The organism is Mesorhizobium sp. WSM4845 (assembly GCF_055811455.1).
The window spans coordinates 36,444-50,957 of record NZ_JBVVQA010000007.1 but is presented as its reverse complement, the minus strand read 5'-3'; the positions used below and the strand labels follow the sequence as shown (position 1 = coordinate 50,957).

Annotated in this window: 17 protein-coding genes; 10 read left to right on the top strand and 7 right to left on the bottom strand. The window is 63.1% G+C overall.

Annotation, left to right across the window (positions count from 1 at the left end; translation table 11 throughout):
• Position 1 precedes the first annotated feature (1 nt).
• Complete coding sequence (locus AC0L2C_RS10505; protein WP_473523317.1) at positions 2-1,465, top strand: RimK family protein; 1,464 nt, start codon at positions 2-4, stop codon at positions 1,463-1,465.
• 102 nt (positions 1,466-1,567) lie between these two features.
• On the opposite strand, the gene AC0L2C_RS10500 is transcribed toward AC0L2C_RS10505, so the two are convergent.
• Together AC0L2C_RS10500 and ygfZ are read right to left on the bottom strand one after the other, a co-directional pair.
• A complete protein-coding gene (locus AC0L2C_RS10500; RefSeq protein WP_128248324.1) occupies positions 1,568-2,200 on the bottom strand; it encodes an HD domain-containing protein in 633 nt (210 codons plus the stop codon).
• Positions 2,200-3,060, bottom strand: coding sequence for a CAF17-like 4Fe-4S cluster assembly/insertion protein YgfZ (ygfZ, locus tag AC0L2C_RS10495; protein ID WP_128248325.1), 861 nt, complete (start codon positions 3,058-3,060; stop codon positions 2,200-2,202). Before ygfZ ends, AC0L2C_RS10500 begins: the two co-directional genes overlap by 1 nt.
• 82 nt (positions 3,061-3,142) lie before the next feature.
• On the opposite strand from ygfZ, the gene AC0L2C_RS10490 reads away from it, so the two are divergent.
• Complete coding sequence (locus AC0L2C_RS10490; protein ID WP_473523316.1) at positions 3,143-4,474, top strand: dihydroorotase; 1,332 nt, start codon at positions 3,143-3,145, stop codon at positions 4,472-4,474.
• Between the two features lie 123 nt (positions 4,475-4,597).
• Here the strand turns inward: AC0L2C_RS10490 and AC0L2C_RS10485 are convergent, their stop codons facing one another.
• The 4 genes from AC0L2C_RS10485 to AC0L2C_RS10470 all read right to left on the bottom strand — a co-directional run bounded on the left by AC0L2C_RS10485 (position 4,598) and on the right by AC0L2C_RS10470 (position 6,939).
• On the bottom strand, positions 4,598-5,401 hold the full coding sequence (locus AC0L2C_RS10485; protein WP_473523397.1) for a hypothetical protein: 804 nt from the start codon (positions 5,399-5,401) through the stop codon (positions 4,598-4,600).
• Between the two features lie 99 nt (positions 5,402-5,500).
• Positions 5,501-5,758 (bottom strand): hypothetical protein, encoded by a 258-nt coding sequence (locus AC0L2C_RS10480; protein ID WP_023800747.1) that lies wholly within the window; start codon positions 5,756-5,758, stop codon positions 5,501-5,503.
• A 335-nt stretch (positions 5,759-6,093) separates the two neighbouring features.
• The gene (locus AC0L2C_RS10475) at positions 6,094-6,471 is read right to left on the bottom strand and encodes a TIGR02301 family protein (protein ID WP_128187866.1); all 378 of its coding nucleotides are present in this window, start codon (positions 6,469-6,471) and stop codon (positions 6,094-6,096) included.
• Positions 6,472-6,519: 48 nt separating this feature from the next.
• Entirely contained in the window at positions 6,520-6,939 is a 420-nt protein-coding gene (locus tag AC0L2C_RS10470) for an NUDIX hydrolase (protein ID WP_128248328.1), read from the bottom strand.
• Positions 6,940-7,063: 124 nt separating this feature from the next.
• Between AC0L2C_RS10470 and AC0L2C_RS10465 the strand changes: the two genes are divergently transcribed.
• Positions 7,064-7,837: an SOS response-associated peptidase gene (locus AC0L2C_RS10465; protein WP_473523396.1), complete on the top strand. Its 774-nt coding sequence runs from the start codon at positions 7,064-7,066 to the stop codon at positions 7,835-7,837.
• Positions 7,838-7,916: 79 nt separating this feature from the next.
• Here AC0L2C_RS10465 and AC0L2C_RS10460 read toward each other — a convergent pair whose 3' ends face one another.
• Positions 7,917-8,072: a hypothetical protein gene (locus AC0L2C_RS10460; RefSeq protein ID WP_473523315.1), complete on the bottom strand. Its 156-nt coding sequence runs from the start codon at positions 8,070-8,072 to the stop codon at positions 7,917-7,919.
• Between the two features lie 388 nt (positions 8,073-8,460).
• On the opposite strand from AC0L2C_RS10460, the gene cysS reads away from it, so the two are divergent.
• The 7 genes from cysS (at position 8,461) to cimA (ending at position 14,434) form a co-directional block, all read left to right on the top strand.
• Positions 8,461-9,933 carry a cysteine--tRNA ligase gene (cysS, locus tag AC0L2C_RS10455; RefSeq protein ID WP_473523314.1) on the top strand — a complete coding sequence of 491 codons (1,473 nt, stop codon included), beginning with the start codon at positions 8,461-8,463 and terminating at the stop codon, positions 9,931-9,933.
• A 169-nt stretch (positions 9,934-10,102) separates the two neighbouring features.
• Positions 10,103-10,510: an endonuclease domain-containing protein gene (locus tag AC0L2C_RS10450; protein ID WP_473523313.1), complete on the top strand. Its 408-nt coding sequence runs from the start codon at positions 10,103-10,105 to the stop codon at positions 10,508-10,510.
• Positions 10,507-10,893, top strand: coding sequence for a VOC family protein (locus AC0L2C_RS10445; RefSeq protein ID WP_473523312.1), 387 nt, complete (start codon positions 10,507-10,509; stop codon positions 10,891-10,893). Before AC0L2C_RS10450 ends, AC0L2C_RS10445 begins: the two co-directional genes overlap by 4 nt.
• 4 nt (positions 10,894-10,897) lie before the next feature.
• Positions 10,898-11,389 carry a GFA family protein gene (locus AC0L2C_RS10440; RefSeq protein WP_473523311.1) on the top strand — a complete coding sequence of 164 codons (492 nt, stop codon included), beginning with the start codon at positions 10,898-10,900 and terminating at the stop codon, positions 11,387-11,389.
• On the top strand, positions 11,386-11,862 hold the full coding sequence (locus AC0L2C_RS10435) for a GFA family protein (RefSeq protein ID WP_023800738.1): 477 nt from the start codon (positions 11,386-11,388) through the stop codon (positions 11,860-11,862). The genes AC0L2C_RS10440 and AC0L2C_RS10435 overlap by 4 nt, the downstream gene beginning before the upstream one ends.
• Entirely contained in the window at positions 11,859-12,815 is a 957-nt protein-coding gene (pip, locus tag AC0L2C_RS10430; protein WP_287239237.1) for a prolyl aminopeptidase, read from the top strand. Before AC0L2C_RS10435 ends, pip begins: the two co-directional genes overlap by 4 nt.
• Before the next feature lie 2 nt (positions 12,816-12,817).
• Complete coding sequence (gene cimA, locus AC0L2C_RS10425) at positions 12,818-14,434, top strand: citramalate synthase (RefSeq protein WP_473523310.1); 1,617 nt, start codon at positions 12,818-12,820, stop codon at positions 14,432-14,434.
• Positions 14,435-14,514: the final 80 nt, after the last annotated feature.

The window sequence follows — 14,514 nt, the reverse complement described above, 5'->3', positions numbered from 1 at the left end:
AATGACCTGGGTCATCCTTACCGGCCGGCAGAACGATCTCGATCAGGTGGCGACACCGCACAAGATCATCACCAATCGCGACTATCTTGCGCATCCGGCGCTGTTTCGCGGCCAACGGCCGAAAGTCATCAACCTGTCGAACAATTATGGCTACCAAAGCCGCGGCTACTATGCCTCGCTGCTCGCCGGTTCGCGCGGTCACAAGGTCATTCCGACGGTCGAGACGATGATCGACCTGTCCGAGCGCAAGCTCTACGAGCATGCGCTGCCGGAACTGGAACTCGCACTCAACAAATGCCGCAAGGATCTGGGCGGAGCCTTTCCGCAAAAAGTCTGCATCTTCTTCGGCATCGGCTCGTCGAGGATATGGGATCGCTTCGCCAAGCTTTTGTTCGACTGGTTCCGGGCGCCGGCGTTGGAAGTCCACATCACGGACAGCGCCGAATGGGCCTCGATCCGCAAGATCGGCTTCCATCCGCTGGCCAGGATGACCGAGGAGGAAGAAAAGCGCTTTCTTCAGTGCCTCGAGACCTACACCAGCCGCGAGTGGCGTGACACCAAGGGCCGCACGCCGGCGCGCTACACCTTCGCCACGCTGGTCGATCCGCATGAGGAGTTGCCGCCATCGGAGATCTCGTCGCTGCGCTATTGGGCCAAGATCGCCGAGAAGATGGGCGTCGAAATCGAGCCGATCACCAAAAAGGATCTGGCCAAGCTCGCCAACTACGACGCGCTGTTCATCCGCGAGACGACTTCGATCTCCAATCACACCTACCGCTTCGCGCGCCGCGCCCAGCAGGAAGGCATGCCGGTCATCGATGATCCGCTGTCGATGATCCGCTGCACCAACAAGGTCTATCTCAACGAGCTGATGACCTACAACAAGGTGCCGGTGCCGCCGACGGTGATGATCGCCGGCATCTCGGACCTTGAAGTGGCGGCGCAGACGCTGGGCTTTCCGCTGGTGCTGAAAATCCCGGACTCGTCGTTTTCACGCGGAGTCAAGAAATGCGCTACCTTGGAGGAGCTGAAGACGCTTGCCACCGAATGGCTGGAGGATTCCGATCTCCTGATCGCACAGAAATTCATTCCGACCCAATATGACTGGCGCGTCGGCGTGCTCGGCGGCCAGCCTCTGTTTGCCGTGCACTACCTGATGGCCAAGAAGCACTGGCAGATCGTCAACCACAAGGCCAACGGCAAGCCTGACCAGGGCGGCATCAAGACCTTCACCTTGAAGGAGGCGCCGGCCCATGTCGTCGAGACGGCAGTGAGGGCGGCGCGCTGCATCGGCGATGGCCTCTACGGCGTCGACCTCAAAGAGACCAAGGACGGTGTCTTCGTCATAGAGGTCAACGACAATCCCAACCTCGACCATGGCTGGGAGGACTCTGGCGAAAAAGATGAGGTCTGGGTGCGGCTGACGCAGTGGTTCCTGGAGCGGCTCGACCGACAGGGACGGTAGCAGGGGTTCTATCCGATCGACGCCCCAGCCTTCTATCCGTCGCGGCAGGCTCACACCTTCGGCTCCCCGCCCGAACACGGCGCTGTATCCCCTCAGCGTTTTTCAGTCGGCCGGCTGCACTGTTTGGCGCCGCGATTTCTCGATTGCCGCATACCGTTTGAGAAACGCGTTTTGCGCCCAGGTCACCGAACGCGGGGTGAAATCGAAGCGGTCGGCATTGAAGCCGCGCGGCCGGCCGAAGAATTCGGTCGCCTCGGCGGTCGAAAAACCGGCAAGCAGCGTCGCCTCGAAATAGGCGGCGATCTGGTCGGCGCGCTTGATCTCCTTGCGCAGGCCCGCAACCGGTTCGACCGGCAGCAAAAAGCGCAGATGGATGGCACGCTGCAGCCTCAGCTCGCACTCCTTGTAGCTGCCGCCCATCACCGATTTGAACGGTGAGATCATGTCGCCGATGACATATTCCGGCGCGTCGTGCAGCAAAGCCGCCAGCCGCGCATCGGCTGGGGCGTCCGGCACCAGCTCGCCGAAAAGCGCCTCGACCAGCAGCGAATGCTGGGCGACGGAAAAGGCGTGATCGCCGATGGTCTGGCCATTCCAGCGGGCGACGCGGGCAAGCCCATGGGCGATGTCCGAAATCTCGATGTCGAGCGGCGAGGGGTCCAGCAGATCGAGCCGCCGGCCCGACAGCATGCGCTGCCAGGCGCGCGGCGGCGCGCCGGGACGGTCGGTCGCCATCAGGCCTCCTCCGCGCCGACGGGTTCCTGCGGGAAGATGAATTTCGCCCAGGCCGGGATGGTGAGCGACACCGGGACGTCATCCGCCATGATCGGCTGGCCGGAGTCGAGCGCTGCCTTGACGCGGTCGATGCGGGCTATGGCGAGGCCCGCCGTGCCGGCGGCCGTACCAAGCGTGCCGACCGGTCGCCCTGCAACTGTCAACTCTGTGCCAGGAGCGGGCAGGGGCCGTTCGGCCGAAACGATCAGCACCCGCCGTCTGGCGGTGCCGCGATGCTGCATCCGCGAAACCACCTCCTGGCCGACATAGCAACCCTTCCTGAAGCCGACGCCGCCGGTCTCGTCGAGCAGCACATCATGCGGGAAGGCGTCGCCGAGCTGATAGTCGCTGCCACTTTCGGCAATCCCATGGGCGATGCGCAGAGCTTGCCATGCGGCCGGGTCGCCGCCAGCGGCAGCGGCGCCATAAAAGCGATTGACGACTGCGTCGCGGAACCGTGCATCGGCAACCGGCGTTGAATCAAACCGCGAAGCAGTTGAATCATCCCCCCAAACAACAGCGACAAGTCCCTGATCTGCCTTGGCGATCTCGACCTTGGCGCGCAATTTGTAGAGCATCAGCCGGCGTATGAAATCGTCTGATATATCGGATCGGCATTCGAGGCGGAACAAATTCTCGCCAGCGCGGGAGATCAGGAAGTCGAACAGAATCTTGCCTTGCGGCGTCAGCAAAGCGCCCGGCTTTGCCTCGCCGGGAGCCAGCGCGTCGAGGTCGGTGGTCAGAATGTTCTGCAAAAAACTCTCGGCATCCGGGCCTGACACGGAAACGAGCGCGCGGTCTTTCAACTGGGCAAAGGGCATGGGCGGAAAAGAACCTGATCTTGCAAAACGGTCGGCCATTACGTAAGCCGCTGGCACTCCCCCCGCAAGAGACCGGATCAGCATGGCCACGACCTACGACCTCATCCTGACAGGCGGCACGGTGGTCAACCACGACGGCGAAGGCCGGCGCGACATCGGCATCAACGGCGGGCGCATCGCCGCTATCGGCGATCTCGGCCAGGCTTCCGCTGGCGAAACGGTCGACTGTCGCGGCCTGCACATCCTGCCGGGCGTCGTCGACAGCCAGGTGCATTTCCGCGAGCCGGGGCTGGAGCACAAGGAAGATCTGGAGACAGGTTCGCGGGCAGCGGCGCTGGGCGGCGTCACCGCCGTCTTCGAGATGCCCAACACCAACCCGCTGACCACCAGCGAAGCAGCGCTTGCCGACAAGGTTCGCCGTGCCACCGGCCGCATGCATTGCGACTTTGCCTTCTGGGTCGGTGGCACCCGCGAGAACGCAAAGGACGCCGGCGACCTTGAGCGGCTATCCGGTGCTGCCGGCATAAAAGTGTTCATGGGCTCGTCGACCGGTGACCTTTTGGTCGAGGACGATGAAAGCGTTGCCTCGATCCTGAGGAATACGCGCCGCCGTGCGGCCTTCCATTCCGAGGACGAATTCCGGCTGCGCGAGCGGCTTGGCGAGCGCATCGAGGGCGACCCGGCCTCGCATCCTGTGTGGCGCGACGAGATCGCCGCCTTACACTGCACCGAGCGCCTGGTGCGCATTGCGCGCCAGGTTCGCGCCCGCATCCACGTGCTGCACATCTCGACCGCCGAGGAGATTGTTTTCCTCGAACAGCACAAGGACGTCGCGACCTGCGAGGCGACGCCGCATCATCTGACGCTGAGCGCGGATGATTATGCGCAGCTTGGCACACTGATCCAGATGAACCCGCCGGTACGCGCATCGCGCCACCGCGACGGCATCTGGCGCGGCATTGCGCAAGGCATTGTCGATGTGCTGGGTTCCGACCACGCCCCGCACACGCTGGCCGAGAAGGCGAAACCCTACCCGGCCTCGCCGTCGGGCATGACCGGCGTGCAGACGCTGGTGCCGATCATGCTCGATCACGTCAATGCCGGCCGGCTGACGTTGCAGCGTTTCGTCGACCTGTCCAGCCACGGCCCGCAGCGTATCTTCGGCATGGCCAGGAAAGGCCGCATCGCCGCCGGCTACGACGCCGATTTCACGATCGTCGATCTGAAGCGCCGCGAGACCATCACCAAGGCGCAGGCAGGCTCGAAGGCCGGCTGGACGCCCTACGACGGCCGGCAAGTCACCGGCTGGCCGGTCGGCACGATCGTGCGCGGCCGGCGCGTAATGTGGGAAGGCGAGATCGTCACACCCGGACAGGGCAGTGCGGTGGAGTTTTCCGAGGCGCTGGCGGTATAGAGCGGCGGACTTTCAAATCGCATCGTCCCGCCGCTTATCTTCTGTTTGAGCATCGGATTCTCCCAAAACCGGTATCGACTCCGATGCTCTGGGCGGGCTTGAGGGTAGGAGAGGCTATGCCGCTCAGTCTCCGGCGACGAAAAACGTCCACTGTCCATCCGGGGTGATGCCGACGCGGTAGAAGATGTAGGCACCGAACTGCTTCATGCTGTCATAGTCGCCGGCGGTGACGATCTTGAACAGCTCGACCCGCTGCCTGGCGTCGAGCTTGTCCAGCGGCAGCGCGAAGAAATATGGCCAGACATAGAGCTCCTGCGGCGTGCCGACATCGACATGGACATAGCCGGCACTGAGCACCTCTTCCAGGATGGCGAGGATTTCCTGGCCTTCCGCGTCGCCCGAAAGCCCTTTCAGGAAGGTGATCGGATCGCCTTCGATCTCGGCCAGCGACAATTGGGTCATCGCATCGCCCTGGCCGATCAGCGGCCGGAGTTTTTCGATGTCGCCGCTCTTGCAGGCCCCGATAATCAAATCGTGCATGCGCCTGACCGGCTCCGGCAGCTTGCCGAGATCGTAGACGACCTCGGGCAAGGGTTCATCCGGGTCGACTTGCGGATTGGCTATGCCACCATCGTCTGTTGGCCCGCCCGGTTCGACCTGTTCCCGTTCGTCGGGTGGCGTCGGTTGGCTCGCCGCAGGCGGCGTCGCGCCGAGCGGGCCGGGCGTCGGCACCGCGGTTCCGGGCGGCGACATGTCGTCGTCGGCGGGCGGCGTGACTGGCGAGGGCAGGTCCTCGCGCTTGATTTCACTCAAAGCATAGGCGGGGCTGATTGCGAGGCAAAGCGCCAGCGGAAACGCGGCGCAAACAGCGGCAAGCCGGATGCTGAGGGCCAAGCCACGCGGCTGGCCTGACGTCGAAAAATTCACCGCCTGCCTCTCCATGATTCCGTCCAGCTGCCCAGGCCCGCCCAGGTGCCCGGGGCAGACGCCCAAGCGGCACGCCGTCATCGAAGAGCCTGATGCCAATCAGTGCCGCAGCCGTCCCGGCTCGAAGGCCCCAGCTATGACCTTTTCACGCATGCGGTCGAGCAAGGCAAGGGCTGAGGTCTCGCCATTGGCGCGCAGCATCTCGCCGAACGCGGTTTCGAGGGCCGCCTCGGCGATGATTTCCGTCTCGATTCCGGCCGAAAGCCCTTCCGCCCAGGCCTCGCTGTGGCTTTCCACTGCAGTCAGGCGCTTTTCTTCCCTGACCAGCGCGTCGATGTCGTTGACGCCATGTTCCATTGCGATGTCCACCCTTTTCAAGCGGCGATCCGGCGGATGCGGATCAGGCTTGGGCTGTCCCTTTTACTCGCAGGTTAAGTAAGTACTTGTAAATACGACATTTCTGGGGTCGTTTCGACAAGGGTTCGTCACGTTTTGCAAACCTGCGTTCGATCCGATTCAAAACTTAGCCGATTAGGCCGGCGAGCGGGATGAAAACCTTCAGTTTGAGTTAATTCCACATCCGCGCCGTAACGTTTTGTTAACACCGTTGCAGAAGTGCAACACAACAATTGCACCAAGACGCCACCAGACACAAGCGGGCCGGGACACAAGCAGGGGGAGCCAGGTCAGGCTCAGTTGCCGTAGCGCGAGGCGATGTCGCGCGACAGCGTCTCGCCTTCCTTCATGTAGCGGCTGATGGCTTCGGTCGCCGAGGCGGTGCACTGTGTGTAGGTGCCGCCAAAGGAGCGGTAGCCGCGGTTGAAGCTGGCGATGAAGCGGGCGCGCCGCTCCGGGTTCGGGTTTTCCGAAGCAATCAGCTTCTCCATCTCGACCCGCCATTGGTCGCCCTTCTCGCCGCACAGATTACGCAGGAAATGCAGCGAGCCAAGCACCTCGGCCAGCCGCATCAGCCCCGGCTCGAACGGCGACTCGGCGGCCATGGCCGGCCGCGTCCCGATTGCCGTACTGGCGGCGAGGCAAGCTGCAAGGAAAACCGATGCGCGGATCATAAATCTATGTGGCCAAACAATTTGTCGCCTGCAAGGCGATTTTGGAGGTTACGCGCCTGCATTCCTGAGCAATTCGTCGGCAACGGCAAATACTGAAGCGGCAAGCGGCAGCGCCGTCATTTCGCTGAGTGTATAGAAGGCGGCGGTCTCGGCGTCGTCGCTGGCCACGGGCTCGCCGCCGGCATAGGTGGCGCCGAATACCGTCAGCAGATAGTCGACCGGATGCCCGTCGCTGCCGCCGTCGATGTGGATTTCCCGAAGGCGGCGGTAGTTGTGCGCATGCAACCCGGTTTCCTCCAGCAATTCGCGCTGCGCGGCTTGTTCCAGCGTTTCGCCGGCCTCGACCTTGCCGCCTGGAAACGCGTAGAATCCTTGCGAAGGCTGCCGAGCCCGCTTGACCAGCAGCACCGTGTCGCCGCGGACAATGGCGACCGATACAGCCGGGAGTATTTTGCGCATCTCGTCCATGGATCTCCGATCGCCATTTGCCGCAGCCGGTTGTGGACCGGTCGGCGAGAGCAAGCATTAGCGGTTGCGCAACGCCGGTTCCATCGCCACCTTCACATCCGACCAATCCAACGAGTTTCAGCTTATGTGCGGACGCTTCGCCTTGACCGCCACGCCGGACCGGGCCGCCGCTTTTCTCGGTCTGCCAGAACTGGAGGATTTCCCGCCCCGCTACAACATCGCACCGACGCAGCCGGTGCTGATGGCGATTGCAGGCTTGCCGCGAGCGCCAGGCGCGAACCTGCCAGACTCGAACCTGCAAGACCGGCAGCCGATGCTGGTGCGCGAGGGGCTGATCCCGGCGTGGGTGAAGGACACGCGTGCGTTTCCGTTGCTGTTCAACGCGCGCGCGGAGGGAGCAGCGCAAAAGGCCTCGTTTCGCGCCGCCATGCGCCATCGCCGCGCTTTGGTGCCGGCTTCCGGCTTCTACGAATGGCGTCAATCAGGCGGCAAGCGGGGACAGCCCTATTGGGTGCGGCCGAAGCATGGCGGGCTTGTCGCCTTCGCCGGACTGATCGAGACCTATGCCGAGCCGGGCGGCTCGGAGATGGACACCGGCGCCATCCTGACCGTCAACGCCAATGCCGACATTGCCCATATCCACGACCGCATGCCGTTGGTGATAGATCCGCAGGATTTCGCCCGCTGGCTGGATTGCCGCACGCGCGAGCCGCGCGACGTGGCCGACCTGCTCAGACCGGCACAACTCGATTTCTTCGAGGCCGTCCCGGTTTCCGACCTCGTCAACAAGGTCGCCAACACCGGACCGGAGATTCAGGAAAGGTGGCCGGAGCTCAAGAAGGCCAGGCGCCGGAAGCCGGGCGCCGACGACAGTCAGATGAGCTTGTTTCAGCAGTAGCTGCTATTTTCTGGGGCGCTTCAGCGCCTTCATTGCCGGCGCTGCCATTTCCTGGCGAACCCGCCGGCCGCACGTCACATCAGGCAGCGCGCGGCGAGGTGATCTTCTGCGCCGGCTTCTTCTTCTTCGCTGTGTGGAGAAGGGCGGCGACGATCGCGGCCGGGCCGATCGCCCGGTATTGGGTGCCGAGCGCCGGTTGCTTGGCGCTGCTGGAGTCCTGCTTGGCTCGAGGCATCTTTCTCTTCCCTGGTAACGTCTTCGTGTCCGCGTTTGCTGGTCGAATCCGACCAAATCGTGACATCTGCTGATCTAGCCGGTGAATGTTTCATGACTGTGCCGAGATGTTTAATAAAATGTTTCACCGCGTCATTACCTGTGATCCAGCGGCTCTTTTGCCGAAAGTTGCGACTTGACGGCAACACTGGCTGAGGCGATAAAGCCGCTCATGAGAACGTCTTTCGCCATTTGTGGCATCTGCATTATTGGCTAGCTTCGCGCTGGTCCGGACGTTTTCGCCTATCTTCCTTCTAGAGTGGACAAACGCCCCAGCCAGCAGGCTGGTGGCTGATTGCGTCTCGGCGCAAGTGGCCCCAACCAAAAAGTAACGCACCGGGAAGGCACGAATGTCTGACACATCGAAGGGCCTGCGCCTCTACAACACGCTGACGCGGACCAAGGAGGATTTCTTCCCGATCGATCCGCGCAATGTGCGCATGTATGTCTGCGGCCCGACGGTCTACGACTTTGCCCATATCGGCAATGCGCGACCGGTGATCGTCTTCGACGTGCTGTTTCGTCTGCTGCGCCATCTCTACGGGCAAGCGCACGTCACCTATGTGCGCAACATCACGGATGTCGACGACAAGATCAACGACCGCGCACTGCGCGATTTCGGCACCGAGATTGCCTCGGGAACGCTGTCGCTGAACGAGGCGATCCGGCGGGTCACCGAAAAGACCGCTGACCAGTTCCACAAGGATGTAGCGACGCTCGGCTGCCTGCAACCTACGGTCGAGCCGCGGGCCACTGAATTCGTCGAGCCGCGCGCAGATGGCAAAGTCGACATGATCTCCTTGATTCAACGCTTGATCGAACGCGGCCATGCCTATGTTGCGGCAGGCGAAGTTCTGTTCGACACGGCCTCGATGCCGGACTACGGCCAATTGTCGAAACGCAATCTCGACGAACAGCAGGCCGGCGCTCGCGTCGCCGTCGATCCGCATAAGAAGAGCCCTGGCGATTTCGTGCTGTGGAAGCTGTCCTCGCCGGAAGAGCCGGGCTGGGACAGCCCGTGGGGCAGGGGCCGGCCGGGCTGGCACATCGAGTGCTCGGCGATGTCGGCCGCCTATCTCGGCGAGGTCTTCGACATTCATGGCGGCGGGCTCGACCTGATCTTCCCGCACCACGAGAACGAAATTGCACAGTCGCGCTGTGCCCATGGCACTGAGGTCATGGCCAAGGTGTGGATGCACAACGGCTTCCTGCAGGTCGAGGGGCAGAAGATGTCCAAGAGCCTGGGCAACTTCTACTCGATCAACGAGTTGCTGGAGACGGAGACCTTTGGCGGCCGCAAGTGGCCGGGCGAGGTGCTCAGGCTGGCGATGCTGATGACGCATTATCGCGAGCCGATCGACTTTTCCGTGCGCAAGCTGGAGGAGGCGGAAAATACGCTGCGCAAATGGAAGCGGGCGGCGGACCTGGCACCGGCGGCGGCCAATCAATTGCCGGTCGAAGTGGTGGAAGCCTTGTCGGACGATCTCGCAACCTATCCTGCGTTCCAGGTGCTGACGCAACTGGCCGGCGAGGCTGTGGATTCCAATGCTGCTGGCGGCGGCAACGCTGCCGCCGCGGGCAACCATGCTGCCGCTTCGCTGAAGGCGGCACTGTCGTTCCTCGGCTTCGACGTTGCGCCGGCCAAGGTTGATGAAGATGCCATCGCCAGGGCCATCGCCAGGCGCCTGGAACTGATCGCCGCCAAGAACTGGGCCCAGGCCGACCGCATTCGCGACGAGCTTCTGGCGCAAGGCGTGCAACTGAAAGACGGCAAGGACCCCGCCACCGGCTCCCGCATCACCAACTGGGAGGTAAAGCGGTGAAGGTGGCGCGAGGCACCCCCCTCTGTCCTGCCGGACATCTCCCCCTCAAGGGGGGAGATTGGCAGCTTCGCCCAATCACCAACGACGGCGATTGGCGAAAGCCGAAGTGCCGTCCAATATCCCCCCTTGAGGGGGAGATGTCCGGCAGGACAGAGGGGGGCGAAACGCGATGACGCATTTCCCAACACCCGCCAACAACCGCAGCAATGCGCGCAAGATGCGCAGCGCTATGACCGAACCCGAGCTGAAGCTTTGGAATGAGATTAGAGCGCACAGGCTGATGGGACTAGCCTTCAGGCGGCAGATGCCTATCGCCTACTATATCGTCGATTTCGCCTGCCCCGCCAAAAAGCTGATTGTCGAACTGGACGGCTCCCAGCATGCCCGGTCTGAACCTTCGGCATCCGATCTGGCAAGAAGCGCGAAGCTAGAGGCGCTGGGTTGGACCATCCTGCGTTTCTGGAACGACGACGTCATTCGCGACATCGACAACGTCTGCCAGCACATTGTCATCGAAGCCGGCCTGGCCGCTGCCGAAATGCCGGCCGGCGAAGCAGCGAGGGAGGTAGTTCCATGATCGACCATCTTGGCATCACCGTTTCCGATTTCGACGTGTCGAAAGCTTTCTACGACAGGGCGATGGCGCCGCTCGGTGCCTCGCTGCTCTACATGGTGCCGCAGGAATACACCGGTGGCGCCATGGTCGGCGGCTATGGCCGCGACCGGCCGGTGTTCTGGCTGCATCAAGGCAAGGACAACCCGAAGGACCGCCAGCATGTCGCCTTCACCGCGCGCAGCCGCGCTGAAGTCGATGCCTTCCACGCCGCCGCCATCGCCGCCGGCGGCAAGGATAATGGTGGGCCGGGCCTTCGTCCGCACTATCACGCGAACTACTATGGCGCCTTCGTCTTCGACCCCGACGGCAACAATGTCGAAGCCGTCTGCCAGGCCCCGGAGTGAAGTGATGAGCCTGGATAACAGACCGGTCTACACAGGCGGCTGCCAGTGCGGCGCCGTGCGTTTCCGTGACGAAGGCGCGCTGGGCGACGCCTCCGTCTGTCATTGTCGCATGTGCCAGAAAGCAAGCGGCAATTTCTACCTGCCGCTGGTGTCGGTGCGTGGCGCAAAACTCGACTGGACGCGCGGCCCGCCCAAACGCTTTCGTTCCTCCAACGCCGCCTGGCGCGGTTTTTGCGCCGATTGCGGCACGCCGCTGACTTTCGAGGCGCCCGATGGCATCGCACTCGCCATCGCGGCCTTCGACCATGCGGAGGAGATCGCGCCGACCATCCAGTGGGGCACCGAAGCAAAACTCCCCTATGTCGATCACATCCACGAATTGCCTGGCGAGGACACGATGGCCGATGTTTCGTCGTCCTCCTATCTCGCCGATCTCGTTTCTTACCAGCACCCCGACCACGACACCGAACAATGGCCGCCGGAGGAAAGATCATGACCGAAACCGTTCGAACCGGCGGCTGCCAGTGCGGCGCCGTGCGTTTCCGCATTCGTGGGGCGCTTGGACGCCCTTCCATCTGCCATTGCCGCATGTGCCAGAAACAGTTCGGTTCCTTCTTCGGCGCGCTGGTGACGGTGCCGAAGGACGGTGTCGAATGGGTGCGCGAGGAGCCGAGCTATTTCCAGTCGTCGGTCAACATCGATCGCGGCTTTTGCAGCCGCTGCGGCACGCCGTTGACCTACAGGCAGCCTGGCGGGCTTGAGATCGCCATCGGCGCCTTTGACGATCGCTCCGACCTAGCACCGCAGATCCAGATCAACTATGCCGCCCGGCTGCCTTGGGTGGAGAAGATCTTCGACGCGCCGGTCCATGACGATCCTGACTACTACACCCGGCAGGAATCGATCATCTCCTTCCAGCATCCGGATCACGAGACGGCCAATTGGCCGCAACAGGGCCTGAAATTATGAGCAATGACCTGCGCACCCTCTATCCGGAGATCGAGGCCTTCGACTCAGGCATGCTCGATGTCGGCGATGGCCATCAGGTCTATTGGGAGCGTTCCGGGACCAGGGGCGCCAAGCCGGCCGTGTTCCTGCATGGCGGACCGGGCGGCACCATTTCGCCAAAGCACCGACGGCTGTTCGATCCGAAGCTTTACGATGTCATCCTGTTCGACCAGCGCGGCTGCGGGAAGTCGACGCCCAACGCCTCGCTCGAGGCCAACACCACCTGGCATCTGATCGCCGACATCGAGCGCCTGCGCGACATGTGCGGCTTCGACAAATGGCTGGTGTTCGGCGGCTCGTGGGGGTCGACGCTGGCGCTGGCCTATGCCGAGACGCACCCCGAGCGGGTCAGCGAACTGGTCGTGCGCGGCATCTACACGCTGACGCGCGCGGAGCTCGAATGGTATTACCAGTTCGGCGTCTCGGAAATGTTCCCCGACAAATGGGAGCGCTTCCTGGCGCCGATCCCCGAGGGCGAGCGCGGCGACATGATGGCCGCCTATCGCAAGCGGCTGGTCGGCAGCGACCGCAAGGCGCAGGTCGAGGCCGCCCGCGCCTGGAGCCTGTGGGAAGGCGAGACGATCACGCTGTTGCCCGATCCGGAAACCAGCAGCCGGTTTGGCGAAGACGATTACGCCGTGGCCTTCGCCCGCATCGAGAACCATTATTTCGTCCATGCTGGCTGGCTTGAGGAAGGGCAACTGCTGCGTGATGCCTTCAAGTTGAAGGACATCCCCGGCACCATCGTCCATGGCCGCTACGACATGCCGTGCCCGGCGCGCTATGCCTGGGCGCTGCACAAGGCGTGGCCGAAGGCGGACTTCCATCTGGTCGAGGGCGCCGGCCATGCCTATTCGGAGCCGGGCATCCTCGACCGGCTGATCCGGGCGACGGATAAGTTTGCGGGGAAATGATCATGGGCCGCGAGCGCCTCTATCTCTTCGACACCACACTGCGCGATGGCCAGCAGACGCCGGGCATCGACTTTTCGGTCGAGGACAAGATCGCCATCGCCGGGCTGCTCGACGGGTTCGGCGTCGATTATATCGAAGGCGGCTATCCCGGCGCAAATCCGACCGACACGGCCTTCTTTGCCAAGCACCGCACGGCCACCGCCAAATTCGTCGCCTTCGGCATGACCAAGCGGGCAGGGGTGTCGACCTCGAACGATCCAGGCCTTGCGGCACTGGTCCAGTCGAAGTCGGACGCCATCTGCTTTGTCGCCAAGAGCTGGGACTACCATGTCCGCGTCGCGCTGGGCTGCACCAACGAAGAAAACCTCGAGGCGATCAAGGCGTCGGTCGAGGCGGCGGTTGCTGCCGGGAAGGAAGCACTGGTCGACTGCGAGCATTTCTTCGACGGCTTCAAGGCCAATCCCGATTATGCGCTGGCTTGCGCCAGGACCGCTTACGACGCCGGCGCGCGCTGGGTGGTGCTGTGCGACACCAATGGCGGCACGCAGCCGTCGGAAGTGCGCGCCATCGTCGAGAAGATCATCGAGGCAGGCATACCGGGGGACCATCTCGGCATCCATGCCCATGACGACACCGGCCAGGCGGTGGCAAATTCGCTGGCCGCCGTCGAGGCCGGCGTGCGCCAGATCCAGGGCACGCTGAACGGCATCGGCGAGCGCTGCGGCAACGCCAATCTGATCTCGATCGTGCCGACGCTGGCGCTGAAGCCGGCCTTTTCCAACCGCTTCGAGACAGGCATCTCGGCCGAAGCATTGGCCGGCATATCGCGCCTGTCCCGCGCCCTCGACGAATTGCTGAACCGCGCGCCGGAAGCGCAGGCGCCCTATGTCGGCGCTTCCGCCTTCGCCACCAAGGCCGGCATCCATGCCTCGGCGCTGGCCAAGGAGCCGGCCACTTACGAGCATGTGCCGCCGGAAGCGGTCGGCAACCGCCGCCGGGTCATGGTCTCGGACCAGGGCGGCAAGGCCAATTTCCTCGCCGAGTTGAAACGGCGCGGCATCGAAATGCCGAAAGACGATCACCGGCTGGACGCGCTGATATCAGTGGTCAAGGAGCGCGAGGCCGAGGGCTATGCCTATGAAGGCGCCGATGCCAGCTTCGAGCTGCTGGCGCGCAAGATGCTGCACGGCCTGCCGGAATTCTTCAGCGTCACCTCGTTCCGCTGCATGGTCGAGCGCCGCTTCGACGCCAATGGCCAGCTGAAGACGGTCTCAGAGGCGATCGTCAAGGTGCTGGTCGATGGCGAGGAGAAGATGTCGGTGGCGGAAGGGCACGGTCCGGTCAACGCACTCGACATCGCGCTGCGCAAGGATCTTGGAAAATTCCAGAACGAGATCGCTGACCTCGAGCTTGCCGACTTCAAGGTGCGTATCCTCAATGGCGGCACCGAGGCGATCACGCGTGTGCTGATCGAATCGCACGATGCGACCGGCGCCCGCTGGTGGACGGTCGGCGTCTCCGAAAACATTATCGACGCTTCGTTCCAGGCGCTGATGGATTCGATCGTCTACAAGCTGATGAAGAAGCGCGAAATGGCCGGGCTGGTCGCGGCGGAGTAGGATTGAACCATCAGCGAAAGTCCATTGATCCATCAGAACTTTGCGATGGTCTTGGCCCGGCGGCTGGCGCATAGCGTTGG